General features: G+C 69.1%; 13 protein-coding genes and 1 tRNA gene. 9 read left to right on the plus strand and 5 right to left on the minus strand.

Features of this window, described 5'->3' with window-relative positions:
- The first annotated feature begins 87 nt into the window (after window positions 1-87).
- On the plus strand, window positions 88-3558 hold the full coding sequence (mfd, locus tag FHY04_RS17795; RefSeq protein WP_183937320.1) for a transcription-repair coupling factor: 3471 nt from the start codon (window positions 88-90) through the stop codon (window positions 3556-3558).
- Window positions 3559-3570: 12 nt separating this feature from the next.
- On the opposite strand, the gene FHY04_RS17800 is transcribed toward mfd, so the two are convergent.
- Together FHY04_RS17800 and FHY04_RS17805 are read right to left on the minus strand one after the other, a co-directional pair.
- On the minus strand, window positions 3571-3996 hold the full coding sequence (locus FHY04_RS17800; RefSeq protein ID WP_183937321.1) for an SgcJ/EcaC family oxidoreductase: 426 nt from the start codon (window positions 3994-3996) through the stop codon (window positions 3571-3573).
- Between the two features lie 17 nt (window positions 3997-4013).
- On the minus strand, window positions 4014-5699 hold the full coding sequence (locus FHY04_RS17805) for an EAL domain-containing protein (RefSeq protein WP_260171609.1): 1686 nt from the start codon (window positions 5697-5699) through the stop codon (window positions 4014-4016).
- A gap of 115 nt (window positions 5700-5814) precedes the next feature.
- Here FHY04_RS17805 and moaA point away from each other — a divergent pair, with 115 nt between their 5' ends.
- From moaA to FHY04_RS17835, 6 genes are all read left to right on the plus strand, one after another.
- Window positions 5815-6843, plus strand: coding sequence for a GTP 3',8-cyclase MoaA (moaA, locus tag FHY04_RS17810; protein WP_056678753.1), 1029 nt, complete (start codon window positions 5815-5817; stop codon window positions 6841-6843).
- A complete protein-coding gene (locus tag FHY04_RS17815; protein WP_056405940.1) occupies window positions 6840-7619 on the plus strand; it encodes an NAD kinase in 780 nt (259 codons plus the stop codon). Before moaA ends, FHY04_RS17815 begins: the two co-directional genes overlap by 4 nt.
- Window positions 7620-7709: 90 nt before the next feature.
- Window positions 7710-7784 (plus strand) — tRNA-Asn (locus tag FHY04_RS17820).
- 175 nt (window positions 7785-7959) lie between these two features.
- Window positions 7960-8790: an aldo/keto reductase gene (locus tag FHY04_RS17825; RefSeq protein ID WP_221211867.1), complete on the plus strand. Its 831-nt coding sequence runs from the start codon at window positions 7960-7962 to the stop codon at window positions 8788-8790.
- A 7-nt stretch (window positions 8791-8797) separates the two neighbouring features.
- Window positions 8798-9142: a hypothetical protein gene (locus FHY04_RS17830; RefSeq protein ID WP_183937323.1), complete on the plus strand. Its 345-nt coding sequence runs from the start codon at window positions 8798-8800 to the stop codon at window positions 9140-9142.
- 37 nt (window positions 9143-9179) lie between these two features.
- Complete coding sequence (locus FHY04_RS17835; RefSeq protein ID WP_311725459.1) at window positions 9180-10829, plus strand: L,D-transpeptidase family protein; 1650 nt, start codon at window positions 9180-9182, stop codon at window positions 10827-10829.
- 13 nt (window positions 10830-10842) lie between these two features.
- Here FHY04_RS17835 and FHY04_RS17840 read toward each other — a convergent pair whose 3' ends face one another.
- On the minus strand, window positions 10843-12672 hold the full coding sequence (locus FHY04_RS17840; protein WP_183937324.1) for a DUF885 family protein: 1830 nt from the start codon (window positions 12670-12672) through the stop codon (window positions 10843-10845).
- A gap of 110 nt (window positions 12673-12782) precedes the next feature.
- Between FHY04_RS17840 and FHY04_RS17845 the strand changes: the two genes are divergently transcribed.
- Entirely contained in the window at window positions 12783-13736 is a 954-nt protein-coding gene (locus tag FHY04_RS17845; protein ID WP_183937325.1) for a LacI family DNA-binding transcriptional regulator, read from the plus strand.
- Between the two features lie 8 nt (window positions 13737-13744).
- Here the strand turns inward: FHY04_RS17845 and FHY04_RS17850 are convergent, their stop codons facing one another.
- Window positions 13745-15214, minus strand: a complete 1470-nt coding sequence (locus FHY04_RS17850; RefSeq protein ID WP_221211868.1) for a sugar porter family MFS transporter — start codon at window positions 15212-15214, stop codon at window positions 13745-13747.
- 34 nt (window positions 15215-15248) lie between these two features.
- A complete protein-coding gene (locus FHY04_RS17855; protein WP_197975323.1) occupies window positions 15249-16184 on the minus strand; it encodes a DMT family transporter in 936 nt (311 codons plus the stop codon).
- Between the two features lie 285 nt (window positions 16185-16469).
- Between FHY04_RS17855 and FHY04_RS17860 the strand changes: the two genes are divergently transcribed.
- Window positions 16470-17453, plus strand: a complete 984-nt coding sequence (locus FHY04_RS17860) for a LacI family DNA-binding transcriptional regulator (protein ID WP_183937326.1) — start codon at window positions 16470-16472, stop codon at window positions 17451-17453.
- The last annotated feature ends 28 nt before the right edge of the window (window positions 17454-17481 follow it).

Consider the following 17481-nt stretch of genomic DNA (forward strand, 5'->3'; position numbering starts at 1 on the left):
GGGGTGAGGGGCCGCCGAGCAGTAAGGCGCCCGGAACAGCCCCTCACCCAACCCTCTCCCCGACGGGGAGAGGGCTCTAGGAACGATATGCCAGATCTGAACACGATCCTCTCCGCGACCACCCCGCTGACGCTGTCGGGCGTGCCATCGGGGTTCCAGCCGTCGCTGCTCGCCGACCTCGCCCGCGCCGCAAAGACGCGCGCGGTGTTCATCGCGCCCGATGATGCGGCGATGCGCGCGATCGCCTCGACCGCGGCCTATTTTGCGCCCGATCTCGAGGTGCTGAGCTTCCCCGCCTGGGATTGCCTTCCCTATGACCGCGCCTCGCCGACGCTGCGGATCATGGCCGAGCGCGTCGCCGCGCTGCACCGCCTGCAGGCCAAGCCCAAGGGCCCGCAGCTCCTGCTCACCACGGTCAACGCGGCGACCCAGCGAGTCCTGACCCCGTTCCGTGTCCGCCAGCTCGTCGCCCGCCTCGCGCCCGGCGAACGGATCGGCCGCGACACGCTCGCCACGTTGCTCCAGGCGAACGGCTATGTCCGCACCGACACCGTCCACGACCAGGGCGAATATGCGGTCCGCGGCGGGATCGTCGATCTCTACCCGTCGGGCGAGGACCATGCGCTGCGCCTCGACTTCTTTGGCGACGAGATCGAAAGCGTCCGCACCTTCGACGCCGCCGACCAGCGCACCACCGGCCGGATCGACGGCTTCGTCCTGCTCCCCGCCTCCGAAGCCCTGCTCGACGAGGAATCGATCAAGCGCTTCCGCACGCGCTACCGCGACGCGTTCGGCGCGACCGCGACGGGCGATCCGATGTATCAGGCGATCTCGGACGGCCGCCGCATCGCCGGCATGGAGCATTGGCTGCCGCTGTTCGAGGACAAGATGGCGACCTTGTTCGACCATCTCGGCGGCGACGACGTCGTCGTCCGCGACAGCGGGGTCGGCGCCGCGGCGGAGAGCCGGTTCGAATCGATCACCGATTATTACGCGAACCGCCGGCGCGCCGAAGCCGCGCAGCCCGGCAGCTATCGCCCGCTGGGGGCAACCGCGCTCTATCTCGACGCGGCACACTGGTCCGTCGCGCTCGACGCCGCCACCGCACATATCGTCACACCCTTCCACGAGCCGACCAGCGCCACCGTACTCGACTTCGACGTCGACGGCCCGCGCGATTTCGGCCCCGAGCGCGCCGCGCAGGCGAACATCTACGAAGCCGTCGCCGATCATGTCGAGAAACTGCGCAAACAGGGTCGCAAGCCGATCCTCGCCAGCTATTCGATCGGCGCGCGCGAACGGCTGGGGAGCCTGCTCGCCGATCACGGGATGAAGGGCGGCAAGCAGGCCGAAACCTGGCAGGAGGCGCTCGGCGTCGCGGATACCGCGAAAAGCTTCGGCGTCGCGCTGGTCGTCCTCCCGCTCGATCATGGCTTCACCGCGCCCGGCGTCGCCGTCCTCACCGAGCAGGACATGCTCGGCGACCGCCTCGTCCACCGCAAGAAGCGCAAGAAATCCGCCGACGCGTTCCTCGCCGAACTCGCCACGCTGACGCCCGGCGATCTGGTCGTCCATTCCGAGCATGGCATCGGCCGCTATGAGGGGCTGACCTCGATCCCGGTCGGCCAGAGCCCGCACGACTGCGTCGCGCTCAGCTATGCCGGCGGCGACAAGCTCTACGTGCCGGTCGAGAATATCGACGTCCTCTCGCGCTACGGCTCGTCGGAGGAAGGCGCATCGCTCGACAAGCTCGGCGGCGAAGGCTGGCAGCGTCGCAAGTCGAAGATGAAGGAGCGGATCCGCGAGATTGCGGGCGAGCTCATCGCGACCGCCGCTGAACGCGCGCTCCATCCCGGCGACGTGCTCGAACCCGACGCCAGCGGTTACCCCAGCTTCGTCGATCGCTTCCCCTATGAGGAAACCGAGGATCAGGACCGCGCGATCGAGGAGGTTCTCGCCGATCTGTCCGCGGGCAAGCCGATGGACCGGCTGGTCGTCGGCGATGTCGGCTTCGGCAAGACCGAGGTTGCGCTGCGCGCCGCGTTCGTCGCGGCGATGGGCGGCAAGCAGGTCGCGATCGTCTGCCCGACGACGCTGCTCGCGCGCCAGCACTACAACAACTTCGTCAGCCGGTTCGAAGGCTTCCCGATGAACATGGGCCGCCTCTCGCGGCTCGTCACCGCGAGCGAGGCGAAGGCGACCAAGGAGGGGCTGGCGAACGGCACGATCGACGTCGTCATCGGCACGCACGCGCTGCTGGCCAAGAACATCGACTTCAAGCGGCTCGGCCTTGTCGTCGTCGACGAGGAGCAGCGGTTCGGAGTCACGCACAAGGAGCGGCTGAAGGCGCTCCGCGCCGACGTGCACATGCTGACGCTGACCGCGACGCCGATCCCGCGCACGCTGCAGATGGCGATGTCGGGCATCCGCGAACTGTCGGTGATCCAGACCCCGCCGGTCGATCGCCTCGCGGTGCGGACCTACATCATGCCGTTTGATCCGGTCGTGCTGCGCGAGGCGCTGCTGCGCGAGCATTATCGCGGCGGCCAGAGCTTCGTCGTCACCCCGCGCGTCGCCGACCTGCCCGAGATCGAGGAGTTCCTGCGCGAACAGGTGCCCGAGATCCGCTTCGTCGTCGCGCACGGCCAGATGTCGCCGACCGAGGTCGAGGAGCGCATGTCCGCCTTCTACGACAAGAAGTTCGAAGTGCTCGTCTCGACCACGATCATCGAGAGCGGGATCGATATCGCGTCTGCCAACACGATGATCGTCCACCGCGCCGACCGCTTCGGCCTCGCCCAGCTCTACCAGCTGCGCGGACGCGTCGGCCGCTCGAAGACGCGCGCCTATGCCTATCTGGTCACCCCGCCCGAGCGGCAGATGACGGTGACCGCGGAGAAGCGGCTGAAGGTGCTGTCCGATCTCGATTCGCTCGGCGCCGGGTTCCAGCTGGCGAGCCACGATCTCGACATCCGCGGGGCCGGCAACATGCTCGGCGACGAGCAGACCGGGCACATCAAGGAGGTCGGGTTTGAACTCTACCAGGCGATGCTCGAGGAGGCGATCATGGACGCCAAGTCGGGTGGTCTCGCGTCCGCACGCCCGAAGGACTTCTCGCCGCAGATCACGGTCGACGCGCCGATCCTGATCCCTGAGGAGTATGTCCCCGATCTCGACCTCCGCATGGGGCTGTATCGCCGCCTGAACGAGCTCGAGGAAGGTCAGGAGATCGAGGCGTTCGCCGCCGAGATGATCGATCGCTTCGGCCCGCTGCCCGACGCGACCGAGAATCTGATCAGGGTCATCGAGATCAAGCTGAACGCGAAGCGTGCCTGCGTGTCGAAGATCGACGTCGGCCCGCGCGGCGTGCTCGTCTCGTTCCACAACGACACCCCGCCCAATATCGACAAGCTGCTCGCCTATGTCGAACGGCTCAACGGCGTCGCGCGGCTGCGGCCCGACAGCAAGCTGGTGCTCCAGCGCGCCTGGGGCGATCCCAAGGCACGGCTGCACGGCGCGCTGCAATTGTCGAAGGGGCTGGCAAAGGCGGCGGGCTGAGCGCCGCAGCGCTCAGCTGCTGTGATCGGCGACGATCTTCCATGCGTCGCCGCGCCGCTCGAACAGCAAGGTCGTCATCCCCGTCTCGGTCGAGGTCGCGCCGGTCAGTGTCCAGCGCGCGACCAGCAGGGCATGCGTCGGATCGATCCCGCGCAGCTCGGCCGGGGCGAAGCTCAGCTGCCCCCGGGTGTTGCCACCGCCCGTGAAGCTCGGCGCATAGCGCGCTGTTATCGCAGCCTTTCCACGTACCAGACCCTTGGGCGTCACGAACACCGCGTCGTCGGCATAGACCGCGACGAACCGGGCGAGATCGCCCGCATTCCACCCCGCCGCGCTCGCCGCCATCGCCTCCCGGATCGTCACCGATGCGGGTGCCCGGTCGGGCGCGGCCAGCGCGGGCGTGACGGCGATCGTCGCCGCAGCAACCGCGACGATCATGGCGGATCCTGCCCGGCTCATGTCCGGGTCACCAGTTCGAGCAAGGCCGCGTCGCCAACCGGCTCGGACAGCAGGAAGCCCTGATACAGGCTGGCCCCGCACGCCGCGAGCAGTTCGAGCTGCTCGCGAGTCTCGACCCCTTCGGCGATCACCGACAGGCCAAGCGACCGCGCCATCGTGATCGCGCCGGCGACGACCACCCGGTCGCGCGGGCTGCCGCCAATGTCGTGGACCAGCGCCTTGTCGATCTTCACATAGTCGAGCGGCAGGTCCTTCAGATAGGCGAGGCTCGAATAGCCCGTGCCGAAATCGTCGATCGCGACGCGGCACCCCGCCCCGCGCAATTCGGTGAGCAGCGTCGACGCGCTGGCCAGATCCGCGATCAGCCCGGTCTCGGTAATCTCCACGGTCAGGCGCCCGCGCGGAAAGCCGCTGTCGTCGACCCGCGCGAGGAACAGCGTGGCAAAGCCGGGCCGCGCGATATCCGCCGCGGTGAGGTTGAGCGACACGCGCAGCGTCGCCAGCGCCTCGGGCCATGCCAGCGCGCGCGCCAGGACCAGCCGCTGGATATGGTCGGACAGCGCGATCCCCAGATCGGCGCGGTCCGCGGCCGCGAACAGCGCATCCGCGCCCAGCGGCCCGAGCTTGCGGTGATCCCAGCGCGCGAGCGCCTCGACGCCCGTGATCCGCCCGCTCGCAATCTCGACCTGCGGCTGGAAGCGGATGTCGATCTCGTCGAGCTCGATCGCGTGATGCAGGTCGATCGCCAGCGCATCGAGCGACATGTCGTGCGCCGCCGATGCGATCTGCAGCATCGCGCCGTCGCTGGTCTTGGCCTTGGCGAGCGCACCGAACGCGCGACGCATCAGCGTCGCGGCGCCGTCCGCCGGATCGCTCGGATCCCCCGGCTGGTGGCTCGCGACACCGAACCGGCAGCCGAGCACCGCCAGCGCGTTGGCGACCGCGAACGGCCGCGCCAGCGCCTCGTCGAGCGCCGCGATCAGCGCGGCGATGTCCGCGGCCCCGGCCCCGACCACAAGCGCGAGATCCGCGCCACCGAGACGCGCGACGCGCGCGGCGCCCGCCATCGCCTCGGCCGCGACCGCCTCCGCCCGCTCGACCGCGACCTCGATCAGCGAATCGACCGCGGGCCGACCATGCGCGGCATTGACGATGTCGAGCCGCGACAGGGAGACGAGCACGACGGAGACCGGCTGTCCGTCGCCGATCCGCGCGGCGATCCACTGCTGCGCCAGGTTCGGATCGCGGCCGAAGCGTGCGCCCGCCATCGCGTCGCGGCGATCGACGATGCCCGGCCGGCCTGGCGCGCGCGTCACCTGACGCGCCGCGAAGCGCAGCGACTGGATCAGTTCGCCGTCGCTCGCCGGATCGATCAGGAAATGCGTCGCCCCCAGCTCGAACACCCGGTCGAGCGCCGTACAGTCGCGGCGCGACAGGACGAACAGCAGCGCCCCGCCATCCTCGGCGACCCGGGGGGCGATCGTCTGCGCCGCCGCCAGTCCCTGCGCGATCGCCCCGCGCGCATCGATCAGCACGACCGGCGCGCCGCTTTCGGCATAGGCCGGGTCGATACCGCTGGCGGTCGCAGTGACCACCGCATCCCAGCCGCAAGCCACCGCAATATCAGCGATCTCCGCGAAGTGACGGAACGAGCATGCGAACAGCATCGTTCTGTTCAGCATGTCCTTTGTATCCAGTGTGGCCGGTGTCATCGCCGACAACCTAGCCACCCCATCGCCCGTCGCCAATCCTGGAACGCACTTGCCGCTCGACACTGCACCACCTAGCTCTGTTGCTATGGCGTCTCACTCCCCTTCGAGCCACTCCGCAACCGTCGATCGTCCGCTGGTCGACCGGCATCAGCGGACGATCAAATATCTGCGGATTTCGGTCACCGATCGGTGCGATCTGCGGTGCCGCTACTGCATGTCCGAGGCGATGACCTTCCTGCCGCGCGCAAAGCTGCTGAGCCTCGACGAGATCGCGATCATCGCCGAGCGGTTCATCGCGCGCGGCGTGACCAAGATCCGCCTGTCGGGCGGCGAGCCGCTCGTTCGCCGCGACGTCGGCGATCTCGTCAAGCGACTGGGTGGCAATCTCGGCCGCGGGCTCGAAGAGCTGACGATGACCACCAATGGCACGCGGCTGGCGGAACATGCGCCGGCGATGGTCGATGCGGGCATCCGCCGCGTCAATGTCAGCATGGACAGCCGCGATCCCGAACGGTTCCGCTACATCACCCGGCACGGCGACGTCGCGCAGGTGATCGGCGGCATCATGGCGGCGCGCGATGCCGGCCTCGCGATCAAGATCAACATGGTCGCGCTCAAGGGCTTCAACGAGGACGAGATCGCACCGATGCTCGCCTGGTGCCGTGACGAGGGGTTCGACCTGTCCCTGATCGAGACAATGCCGCTCGGCGCGATCGACGAGGATCGCACCGATCGCTTCCTCCCGCTCACCGGCGTCTTCCGCGACCTCGAGACCCGGTTCCGGCTCGAGCGCGATTCGTACAAGACCGGCGGGCCGGCGCGCTACTGGAACGTCGACGGCACCGGTACGCGGCTCGGGCTCATCTCGCCGCTCACCGCCAATTTCTGCGAAGGCTGCAACCGCGTTCGTCTCACCACCGAGGGCAAGCTGTACCTTTGCCTCGGCCATGACGATCAGGTCGACCTGAAGGGTGCGCTGCGCGACGGCGGCATCGCCGGACTCGACGAGGCGATCGATGCTGGCCTCTACGCCAAGCCCAAGCGGCACGACTTCCGCATCGGCGAGGGCGAAGGTCCCGCGGTCGCGCGTCACATGAGCGTCACCGGCGGGTGACCGACTATGTCCGCCGGGCGCTGGTAGCCTCCGCCACCCCGCCGGCGCAGGCCGCTGCCGCCCAGCTTGCCGATCTGGGCGACTGGGTCGAGCCCGAGGAAGCGGATGTCGTCATCGCGCTCGGCGGTGACGGGTTCATGCTGCAGACGCTCCATGCGATGTTGGAACGGCGCAAGCCCGCGGTCCCGGTCTTCGGGATGAACCTTGGTACCGTCGGGTTCCTGATGAACGAGTGGCGGCATCACGGGCTCGAAGACCGGCTTTCCCGCGCCAAGCCGTTCAAGGTCACGCCGCTGAGCATGACCGCGACCGGGATCGACGGACGCACCCTCACCCTCCCCGCGATCAACGAGGTCTCGCTGCTGCGCGAGACGCGCCAGACCGCCAAGCTCGAGGTGACGGTCAACGACCGCGTCGTGCTCGCCGAACTGGCCTGTGACGGCATCCTCGTCGCGACCCCGGCAGGCTCGACCGCCTACAACCTCTCCGCGCAGGGCCCGATCCTGCCGCTTGGCTCGGGCATGGTCGCGCTGACGCCGATCAGCCCTTTCCGTCCGCGGCGCTGGCGCGGTGCGATCCTGCCCGACAAGGCCCGGATCGGCATCCGCGTGCTCGACCCCGGCAAGCGCCCCGTCTCCGCGGTCGCCGACCAGCGCGAGATCCGCGACGTGGCACAGGTCGACATCTGCATGGACCGTGCGCGTGAACTCACCCTGCTGTTCGATCCCGAGCATGCGCTCGACGACCGCATCACGATGGAACAGTTCGCAGCATAGCCCCGGCCCCGGCGCAATTTGTTGCAGAAATCGACAAAAACCGGGTTGCATCGTCCAACTGGCCGTTTATAGAGCCGCCTCCGGTAACGTTCCCTGATAGCTCAGCGGTAGAGCTCTCGACTGTTAATCGAGTGGCCGTAGGTTCGAATCCTACTCAGGGAGCCATTTTTAAGCCTTGGAATTCCTCGCTTTTTGCGGGAAGTGGTCGGCAAGCCCGACCCGTCATTATGACACATATTATCACACCCATTATGACATGCGCGGTTTGATCCGCTGCTTCATGCATCCCGCGCGTCCGACCGGCGTTGACCCCTGACGACCAGAGCGATTGGGGCAGACGATGAAATCGGTGATTCTTCCGGGCGGCGAGACGGTGCCTGCCCTGGGCCAGGGAAGCTGGATGATGGGCGAGCGCGCCGATCGTCGCGAGGCCGAAACCGCTGCGTTGCGCGCAGGCGTCGAGTGCGGGATGACGCTGATCGACACGGCGGAGATGTACGGCGACGGCGCCGCCGAGACGCTGATCGGTGATGCGCTCCACGATGTCCGCGACACGCTGTTCCTCGTCAGCAAGGCCTATCCCCAGAACGCCTCGCGCGACCGCCTCACCGCCGCGTGCGAGGCGAGCCTTGCGCGGCTGAGGACCGACCGGCTGGACCTGTATCTGTTGCACTGGCGCGGGTCAGTGCCGCTGGCCGAGACGGTCGAGGCGATGGAACGGCTCAAGGCGGCGGGCAAGATCCGGCACTGGGGTGTCAGCAATCTCGATACGCAGGACATGGCCGAGCTCGATGCGGCGGGCGGACAGGGCTGCGCGACCGACCAGATCCTGTACAACCTGACGCGGCGTGGTCCCGAGCATGACCTCCTCCCCTGGCTCGACCGTCACGACATTCCCGTCATGGCCTATAGTCCGGTCGAACAGGGCCGGCTCCTCGCCGATCCGGCGCTGACCCGGATCGCGCGCGACATGGGTAGGACGCCCGCGCAGGTCGCGCTCGCCTGGGTGCTGCAACGTCCCGCGACGATTGCGATCCCGAAGGCCGCGAGCGTGGCGCATGTCCGCGAAAACCGGGCGGCCGCCGATCTCGTGCTGTCTGCCGACGATCTTGCCGCGCTCGACACGGCGTTTCCCCGCCCGCGGTCACCACAACCGCTCGAGATGCTCTGAGCGCGGCATGGCCGGCAGCACGCCCCCCAAGGCCTATCCGACGACCCCCGACGGCCGCTATTTCGTCGTCCGCGGCCGATTGTGGCGGTGCGCGGATCCGTCGCTGCCCGAAGCCGATCGTGCCGAGTTGGTGCGGGCGCTGATGGCGGCGCGACGCGCGGTCGGCGTGGCCCGACGTCGGGACGATACCGACGCGGTCGCCGCTGCACGTGCCGACGTCGATGCGGCCAAGCATGGGCTCGGCGAACGCGGCCCGGTCTGGTGGCATGACGGGTCGCCCGACTATAACCGCCACATGGCCGCCAACACCCCCTATGCGGCATGGTTCGCGGGAATTTCGCCCTCGATCTGAGCCGATGCGGCGACTGGTACGTTCAACAGGGATGATAGTGACGACCCTGCGAGCCCGGCTCGCGTCCGGCGCGATGCCGCTTGCACTCCTCCTGACGAACGGCGCCGCCGGTGCCCAGCCCGCCCAGACTGCGCCGAGACGCGCCGCGCCTCCTGCCAAGCCGAGTGCTGCCCCCGCTGCGATCGGCGGCGTCGTCATCAGCCGGCAGGCGGTGACGGACGCGACCGTCCGCGCGGTCTACACCAAGGGGAAGTGGCGTGCGGTCTGGTCGGATGCAGACGTCGCGGCGCTCAACACTGCGCTCGGCGACCGCAGCCGCCATGGCCTCGATCACGTTGCCTTCCTGCCTGACCTGCCCGCCGACGCGGCCCCGGCGGATATCGACGTCGCCCGCACACGCGTCGCGCTCGCCTATGCCGGTGCGCTGGCAAGGGGCCGCGTCGATCCGGCGACGCTGCATCAGGTCTATACCCTGCCGCGACCGAGCGTCGATCTCGCCACCGGGCTGGTCGCCGCAATCGCGCGACACAAGGTCGACGACTGGCTCGAAAGCCTCGCGCCGCAGGATGCCGACTATCGCCTGCTCTCCGATGCCTATCGCGTCTTCAGCGAGAAGGCGCTCAACGCACCAGCCGGCCCGGCACCGCTGGAGCCGACCTCCCAGACGGGCGCTGCCGCGCTGATCCGCGTCGGCACCCGCGATCCGCGCGTCGCGACGATCGTGGAACAGCTGGTCGAGAGCGGCTATCTCCTGACGCCCGGCCCCGTCGCCGCCCCGACGCTGGCGCAATCCGCATCGACCATTGCAGGTCTACAGCCGGCCTCCCCGTCCACTGCCCCGATCTACACGCAGGCGATCGCCGACGCGATGAAGGGGCTGCAGACCGATTACGGCATCGCCGCGGACGGGATCGTCGGGCCCGAGACGCTCAAGGTCCTCAATCTCGGACCCGGCGACCGCGCGCGCGCGCTCGCGGTGGCGCTGGAGCGGCGGCGCTGGCTCGAGCGGACGCCCCCGGCGACGCGGATCGACGTCAACACCGCCGCCTCGCAACTGCGCTATTACCGCGACGGCGTGCTCGTCGATCAGCGCAAGGTGATCGTCGGCGAGCCCGGCCGCGAGACACCGGCCTTGTCGTCGCCCATCTACCGCCTCGTCGCCAATCCGACCTGGACGGTGCCCAAGTCGATCCAGAACGGCGAGATGGCCAATGTCGACGATGCCTATCTGCAGGAGCACAACATGGTCCTGCGCGACGGCTGGATTGTCCAGCAGCCCGGCCCGAGCAATGCGCTCGGCCTCGTCAAGTTCGACATGGCGAACGACCAGGCGATCTATCTGCACGACACGTCCGCACCTGGGCTGTTTGACCGCAGCCAGCGGCATCTGAGCCATGGCTGCGTCCGCGTCGAGGATGCGATCGGCTTCGCGCAGATGCTCGCCGACGACCAGGGCGTCACCGAGGCATGGCAGACCGCGCAGGCGTCGGGCGAGATGCAGTTCGTCCCGCTGCCGCGCCGTATCCCGGTGCGGCTGCTGTACGAGAATGTCTATGTCGGCGACGCCGGCAAGGTTGCCTTCCGTACCGATCCCTATGGCTGGAACGATCCGGTCGCCGAACAGCTCGGGTTCGAGCGATCGGCGGCGCGGCGTGCCGAGGCCCGCGACATCGATATCGGACCGTAAGCGTGGGGCGCGACTAGCCCCTGCTTGCGGCGATGTACCGCGTGACGTTGCCGGTCAGCACGTCGAGCGGGACGTTGCCGCCGGCCAGCACCGCCTGGTTGAAGTCGCGCACGTCGAATCGCGTACCGAATTCGGCCTTGGCGCGCGTCCGCTGCGCGACGATCTCGGTCTGGCCGATCTTGTAGCCACAGGCCTGACCCGGCCAGGCGCAGTAGCGCTCGACCTCGCTCACCGCGTTGCTCATCGGCAGTCCGGTCGCGGCGACGAATTCGCGCAACGCCTGTTCGCGCGTCCAGCCCATCGCATGGATCCCGGTATCGACCACCAGCCGCACCGCGCGCCACGACAGCCCCATGAAATAGCCGAGCCGACCCGCCGCATCGCCGTCGTACAGGCCAAGCTCGTCGGCAAGCTGTTCGGCGTAGAGCGCCCAGCCCTCGGTATAGGCATTGAACGCCAGCACCGATCGGATCAGCGGCAGCTGCTGCGCATATTCCCCCTGCCAGACATGCCCGGGAATGCCCTCGTGGAACACCAGGTCGGGGATCGTGACGCGGTTGTGGATCGTGGGATCGCCCAGATTGACCCAGATCTTGCCCGGGATCGATCCGTCGAGCGCGCCCGGCCCGCCATAGGCGGCGGGCGCCCCTGCCTCCTGCGCGAGCGGCATCCGCCGGATCTCGAGCCTGGCGGTCACCAGCGTGCGGAACGCCTTTGGCAGGCGCGGGCGGATCGCGTCGATCCGCCCCTGCATATAGGCGACGATCTGCTGCCTGCCGGCATCGTCGTTGGGAAAGGCGATCTCCGGCCGACGCTGCAATTCGGCCGCGCGCTCCGCCACCGTCCCCTTGGCCAGCCCGAATCCCTTGAGGATCCTGTCCATCTGCGCCTGCAGCTCGACGAGCTGTGCACGCCCCAGCGCGTGGATCTCCGCCGGGCTCCGTCGCGTCGTCGTCCCCGCGCGCAGCCCCCAGCCATACCAGGCCGCGCCATGCGGGCGCGATCCCAGCCCGGCGACGTCGGTTGCGACCGCGCGCTGCGCGGTGAGTTCCGCGATCTGCCGCTCGAGCGCGGGGATGACCGCATCGCGCACGATCTGTGTCGCACGCCGGGTCCAGTCGCCGGGGATCGCCTGCGTCTTGCGCGAGAGCGGCCCGATCAGCGGACCGTCGACCGCCGCCGCCTCGGCCAGCGTACGCCGCATCCCGACCAGCGTCTTGTCGAGCAGGAAGCCGGGCGGGACCAGGCCCTGCTCGCGCGCGGTGCGCACCCTGCCCGTCTCGTCGTCGAGCTGTTTCGCCATCGCCGCCACGCGCGCGAGATAGGCCTCGGCATCCGCCGCAGTGCGCAGCGGCTGATCGCCGTCGAGCAGCTGCGGCACGTCGAGCCACGCGCCGACATTCTGGATGACGGCATAGGGCGTGTTGCGCCAGTCGCCGATCGTCGCGACGCCGTAAGGCAACGCCATCCCGTCCAGCGCGGTCTGGAACGCGCTCTGCGTCACGGCGATGCTGGTCAGCGTCGCCTGGTCGATCCCGTCGCGCGGCAACCGGCCGAGCGCAGCCTGCCCGTCGGTCAGGACGCGTCGCCGCGCCGCGATGCCCGCGGGCGACCGGTCGTCGAGCTGCCCCCGCAACGCCGCATGCGCGCCGGTGTCGAGGCCGAGCCCGGTCGCCTTGCCGGGATCGAGCGTCAGCAGCTGCCACGCGAGCCGGTCGAGAAGAGCCGCCGCGTCGGCGGATGTCGACGAGCGGCCGGCAGTCTGTGCGGAGACGGGTGCGGCGGCGAGCGTGGCCGCGATGCCGGCAAGCGCGTCGCGGCGGCGGAACAGGGGTCGGTTCATTTGCGAAACATGGACTCGCCATTCGCCGCGGTCAAACGCACCACCGTGCCATCACGGTGGACAAACACCCGCCGCCGCCTAGAGGTCGGCGGGGAAAAGGGCTGAGTTACGTGACGATCGGACTGAAGGACATCGCTGCACGCGCAGGCGTCTCGATCGCGACGGTGTCGCGCGTCCTGTCGGGCAAGCCCGTCCGCCCCGCCTATCGCAGCCGGGTCGACGATGCGCTCGCCGCGCTCGATTATCGCCCCAATCTGGCGGCGCGGCGGCTGCGCTCGACGCGCGCGAGCGTGATCGGTCTGATCGTGCCCGATATCGGCAACCCCTTCTTCGTCGCCTTCGTCCAGGCGGTCGAGGGCTATGCCTGGCGCGAGGGACTGCGCGTCATCCTGTGCAACAGCGGTGAGGATCCCGCGCGCGAACGCCATTACCTGCAATTGCTCGAGGACGAGCGCGTATCGGGCATCATCCTCGCCCCGACGCGCGCGGGCGGCGTGCCCGACACCGCGACGCCGCTCGTGCTGGTCGATCGCGTCGAGGGAGCGCCGCAGGTCGACAGCGTCCGGCTCGACAATGCCGGCGCGGCGGGTGCGCTTGTCGACGCGCTGCACGCATCGGGCTGTCGGCGGATCACCGGCCTGTTCGGCGAACGCGGCAGCACTGCGGTCGACCGCCGTCGCGGCTATGCCGCCGCGCTCGACCGCCACGCGCTTCCAGCCCAGATCATCGACGTCCCGCACGACCCCGCAGCGCGCGCGGCCTGCGTGCGGACCGCGCTCGCCGACACCGCCTGCGACGCGGTGCTGGTCGGCGACACGTTCCTGATGCTCGAGGCGGCGGTCGTGTTGCGCGCCCGACCCGATCCGCCGGCATCGCCCGTTCGGCTCGCAGGGTTCGACGACGCCGCCTGGTTGCGCCTGCTCGACGCCGCACCGATCATCGTCGAGCAGCCGGTCGACGAGATGGCGCATGCCGCGCTGGCGCTGCTCGTCGAACGCATGACCGGTGCGGGGGGCGACGCCGTCCGGCTCGTCTTTAACGGGACGATCGTCAGCCCCGCCTGAGCTTCAGGTCAGGCGGCGGCGGCGATCGCGGTGTGGCCGCGCGTCGGGCGGAACCGACCGTTGCGCAGCGCGGTCTCGATATCCTCGAGGCTTGCGCCCGCCGTCTCGGGCACGAAGAACAGCACGAACACGAACGACGCCAGATTGACCCCGGCATAGACCCACATCGTCGAGCCCAGCCCGATCGCATGGACCAGCGACAGCGCGGTCCCCGTGACGATCAGGTTGCTGCCCCACAGCATCGCCGCGTGCAGCGCGGTCGCGGGGCCGCGCATCGCCAGCGGGAACATCTCCGCGCCGAGCAGCCAGCCGCACACCTGGATGCCGCCCGAATTGAAGAGCATGAACGCCAGCAGGAAGCCGATCGTCAGCCAGCCCTGCCACCCGCCATGCGCGCCGCTGGCGAACATAATGCCAAGCCCGATCAGGCTGACGACCGATCCCGGGATCATCACCAGCATCAGCCGCCGTCGCCCGATCCGGTCGACGAACAGACAGCCGAGCAGCGTCATCACCGCATAGACGATCGCGACGCCGAGGCTGGCGAGCAGCGCCGACTCCTTGCCGAACCCCACCGCCGACAGGAAGGTCGGCGCATAGTAGATCATCATCTCCAGCCCGCCGCACTGGGTGAAGAACGCGACCCCCAGCGCCGCGATCAGCGCAGGCCGCGCCCAGGCCTGACGAATGCCGCGCCAGCTGCTATCGGCCGGATCCGCGTCGGTCGTCGCATCGCGGATCTGGGTGACTTCGTGGCGGATCTCGCGGCGTGTGGTCCGCACGCGGCGCAGCACGTCGATCGCGGCGTGGATGCCGATATTCTCCGCGGCCCAGCGCGGGCTGCGCGGCATGAACGCCATCGCGACGAAGACGATCGCAGCGGGGATCGCGGCGACCGCGACCATCGTCCGCCAGCTCCAGACGTCGTGCAGACCGAACCCGACGATGCTGGCGAGCAGGATGCCGACGCCGATCGCGACGTTGAACATCGTCACCAGATTGCCGCGACGATGCTGCGGCGCGAGTTCGGAGATGTACATCGGCACGACCTGCGTCGATCCGCCGACCGCCATGCCCAGGAACACCCGCGCGGTGATCAGCGCGCCGACGCTCGGCGCCATGGCGCAGGCGATCGCGCCCAGCGTGAACAGCGCGCTCACCCCCATCACCGACAGCTTGCGGCCGATCCGTTCGGACAGCCAGCTCGTCGCCAGCGCACCGATCACCGCGCCCGCCAGGATCGCCGCGGTGACGATCTCCTGCATGCGGTGATCCAGCCCGAACTCGTCGGTGATCGACAGCAGCGCCCCCGATATGATCCCCGTGTCATAGCCATAGAGCGCGCCGCACACCGCGGCGACGAACGCTGCGGTGCGCAGCACCCGGTCGCCATTGGCATAGGGTTCGGGAATTCTCGGCTCGTTGCGCGCCGTCAGGCTGCGCCGCGTCAGGGATAGGGCGATGCTGTGATCTGTCAAAACGTGGAGGACTCCGTGGTTGTCGAAAGGATGTTCAGCGGGGGCGCAGCGCGAAGCGGCGACGCCAGGACGGCAGGCGGATCTGCTCGCGCGCCCAGGTCAGCAGGCCGGCGCCGATGATGACGGCGATGCCGGCGAAGGTCGGCAGGTCGACGCTCTGGTGAAACACGGTGTAGCTGAGCGCGACCGCCCAGATCATCTGGCTATATTGCGGCGGCGCGATCCGGCTGACCGCGACGCGTTGCGCCGCCAGCATCAGCAGCGCCTGGCCGAGGATTGCGAGCAGGCCGTAGCCGGCAAGCAGGACCATCTCGGCCCCGTCCGGCCAGCGGAACGCCTGCAGCCACAGCAACGCCGCGCCGTTGATTACCAGCGGTCCGATCAGCCCCGCGCCGAGCATCGACACGCGCTTCTCGCCCGCACCACCGGCGCGAAACAGCACGATGACGATCGCGCTCGAAAGCGCGCATAGCATCGCCGCGCCATGGCCCAGATCGAAGGCGCGCAGTCCGGGACGCAGCACCATCAGCACGCCGACGAACCCGATCGCCACCGCCGCCCAGCGCCAGGCGCCGACCTGTTCCTTCAGGAACAGCATCGACAGCAACGTCACCAGCATCGGCATCAGGAAGATCAGCGCGAACGCCTCGGGCATCGGCAGGCGCGTGAAGGCGACGACGCTCGACAGGCCGCTGATCGACGATCCGATCGCGCGCGCCAGCCATAGCGAGCGTCGCGTCGCGCTGAACACGTCAAGCAGACGATCGCCCGGCGTGCGCACGAAGGGCAAGGCGACCAGGCCGAGCAGCGCACCGGTGAACGTCACCTGGAACGGGCTGAACGCGCCTTCGAGCAGCCGTACCGACGCGTCGCTGAACGCGAAGGCCGCATAAGCCAGGAACGCCAGCGGCACGCCGCCGATGGCCGCCAGACGCGCGCCATGGCTCTGAATGGTAAGATCGATGCTCAATTGCGTCTCTCGGGCTGGCGTGGACGGTGACGACTCCCCGGAGCCGCGGGCACGAGCGAACGCCGCCACCGCCCCGACTTCACCGGATGGCGGGGCGGCACACAGCTCTGTCTCTTTGCGTATCCCGCTCCTACCGACAGCAGGTGCAGGACGCAACAGAAAACGTTTTCTGTTTTAGCCCCCGCACGTCGTGACCCCTGCGCTTCGGCCGCGCGCAATTGCGGCTTGGCGCGGCTGACGGTACGACCGGGCGATCACCCGTGACGATGAGGATATCCTATCGCAATGAAGCTCGCCGATCTGGCCGTGCTCGCCGGCGTTTCGACTGCAACCGTGTCACGCGCTTTGGCCGGGCATTCGTCCGTCAATGCGCAGACCCGCGCACGCATCCAGGCGCTGGCGCAGGAACATGACGTCCGTCCCAACCAGCTCGCGCGCAACCTGCGGCTGAAGAGCACCGGCGCGATCGGGCTGGTCCTGCCACTCGGCCATGCCCGCACGCAACATCTCACCGATCCGTTCTTCCTGACCCTGCTCGGGCTGCTCGCCGATCTGCTGGTCGAGCGCGGCTATGACATCCTGTTGTCGCGGGTCATCCCCGACGGCGACGACTGGCTCGACCGGCTGGTCGACAGCGGCCGCATCGACGGCCTGCTCCTCGTCGGCCAGTCCGACCAGGGGGCGGTGATCGAACGCGTGTCGCACCGCTATGCGCCGCTGGTCGTGTGGGGCGCGTACCGGGCGGACCAGAACCATCTGACGATCGGCTCGGACAATGTCGCGGGCGGACGTCTCGCGGGCCGCCGCATGATCGACCAGGGCCGGTCCCGTCTGATGTTCGTCGGCGACCCCGCCCCGCCCGAATTCGCCGATCGCCACGCCGGGTTCGCCGCGGCCGCTGCGGAGGCGGGGCTCGCCTGCGAGCTGCTCGAAACGTCGATGACCCCGGAGGCCGTGCACGCGGCGATGGCGCAGCGACTCGCCGCCGCGCCGCCGCCCGATGGCATCTTCGCCGCGTCCGACGTCGCCGCAATGAGCGTGCTGCGTGCGCTTGCCGAAGCCGGGATCGACGTCCCCGCCACCACCGCGGTGATCGGCTATGACGACGTCACGCTGGCCGCGCACACCTCGCCCGCGCTCACGACCATCCGCCAGGATCTCGCCGAGGGCGCCGCGCTGATGGTCGATCGCCTGATGCAGCGGATCGCGGGCCATGCGACCGGATCCGCGATCGTCACCCCCGTCCTGATCGAGCGCCAGTCCGCCTGAACCTCTCCGCCTGCGCTGAATTCAACGC

The sequence above is a fragment of the Sphingomonas sp. BK481 genome (genome assembly GCF_014194875.1).
Classification (GTDB): Bacteria; Pseudomonadota; Alphaproteobacteria; order Sphingomonadales; family Sphingomonadaceae; genus Sphingomonas; species Sphingomonas aerolata.

Bases quoted from the DNA above. Each gene is read 5' to 3' on its own strand.
- FHY04_RS17825 (WP_221211867.1), top strand. From the start codon at position 7,960: ATGAAATCGGTGATTCTTCCGGGCGGCGAGACGGTGCCTGCCCTGGGC.
- FHY04_RS17805 (WP_260171609.1), bottom strand. From the start codon at position 5,699: ATGCTGAACAGAACGATGCTGTTCGCATGCTCGTTCCGTCACTTCGCG.
- FHY04_RS17830 (WP_183937323.1), top strand. From the start codon at position 8,798: ATGGCCGGCAGCACGCCCCCCAAGGCCTATCCGACGACCCCCGACGGC.
- moaA (WP_056678753.1), top strand. From the start codon at position 5,815: ATGGCGTCTCACTCCCCTTCGAGCCACTCCGCAACCGTCGATCGTCCG.
- FHY04_RS17860 (WP_183937326.1), top strand. From the start codon at position 16,470: ATGAAGCTCGCCGATCTGGCCGTGCTCGCCGGCGTTTCGACTGCAACC.
- mfd (WP_183937320.1), top strand. From the start codon at position 88: ATGCCAGATCTGAACACGATCCTCTCCGCGACCACCCCGCTGACGCTG.
- FHY04_RS17840 (WP_183937324.1), bottom strand. From the start codon at position 12,672: ATGAACCGACCCCTGTTCCGCCGCCGCGACGCGCTTGCCGGCATCGCG.
- FHY04_RS17800 (WP_183937321.1), bottom strand. From the start codon at position 3,996: ATGATCGTCGCGGTTGCTGCGGCGACGATCGCCGTCACGCCCGCGCTG.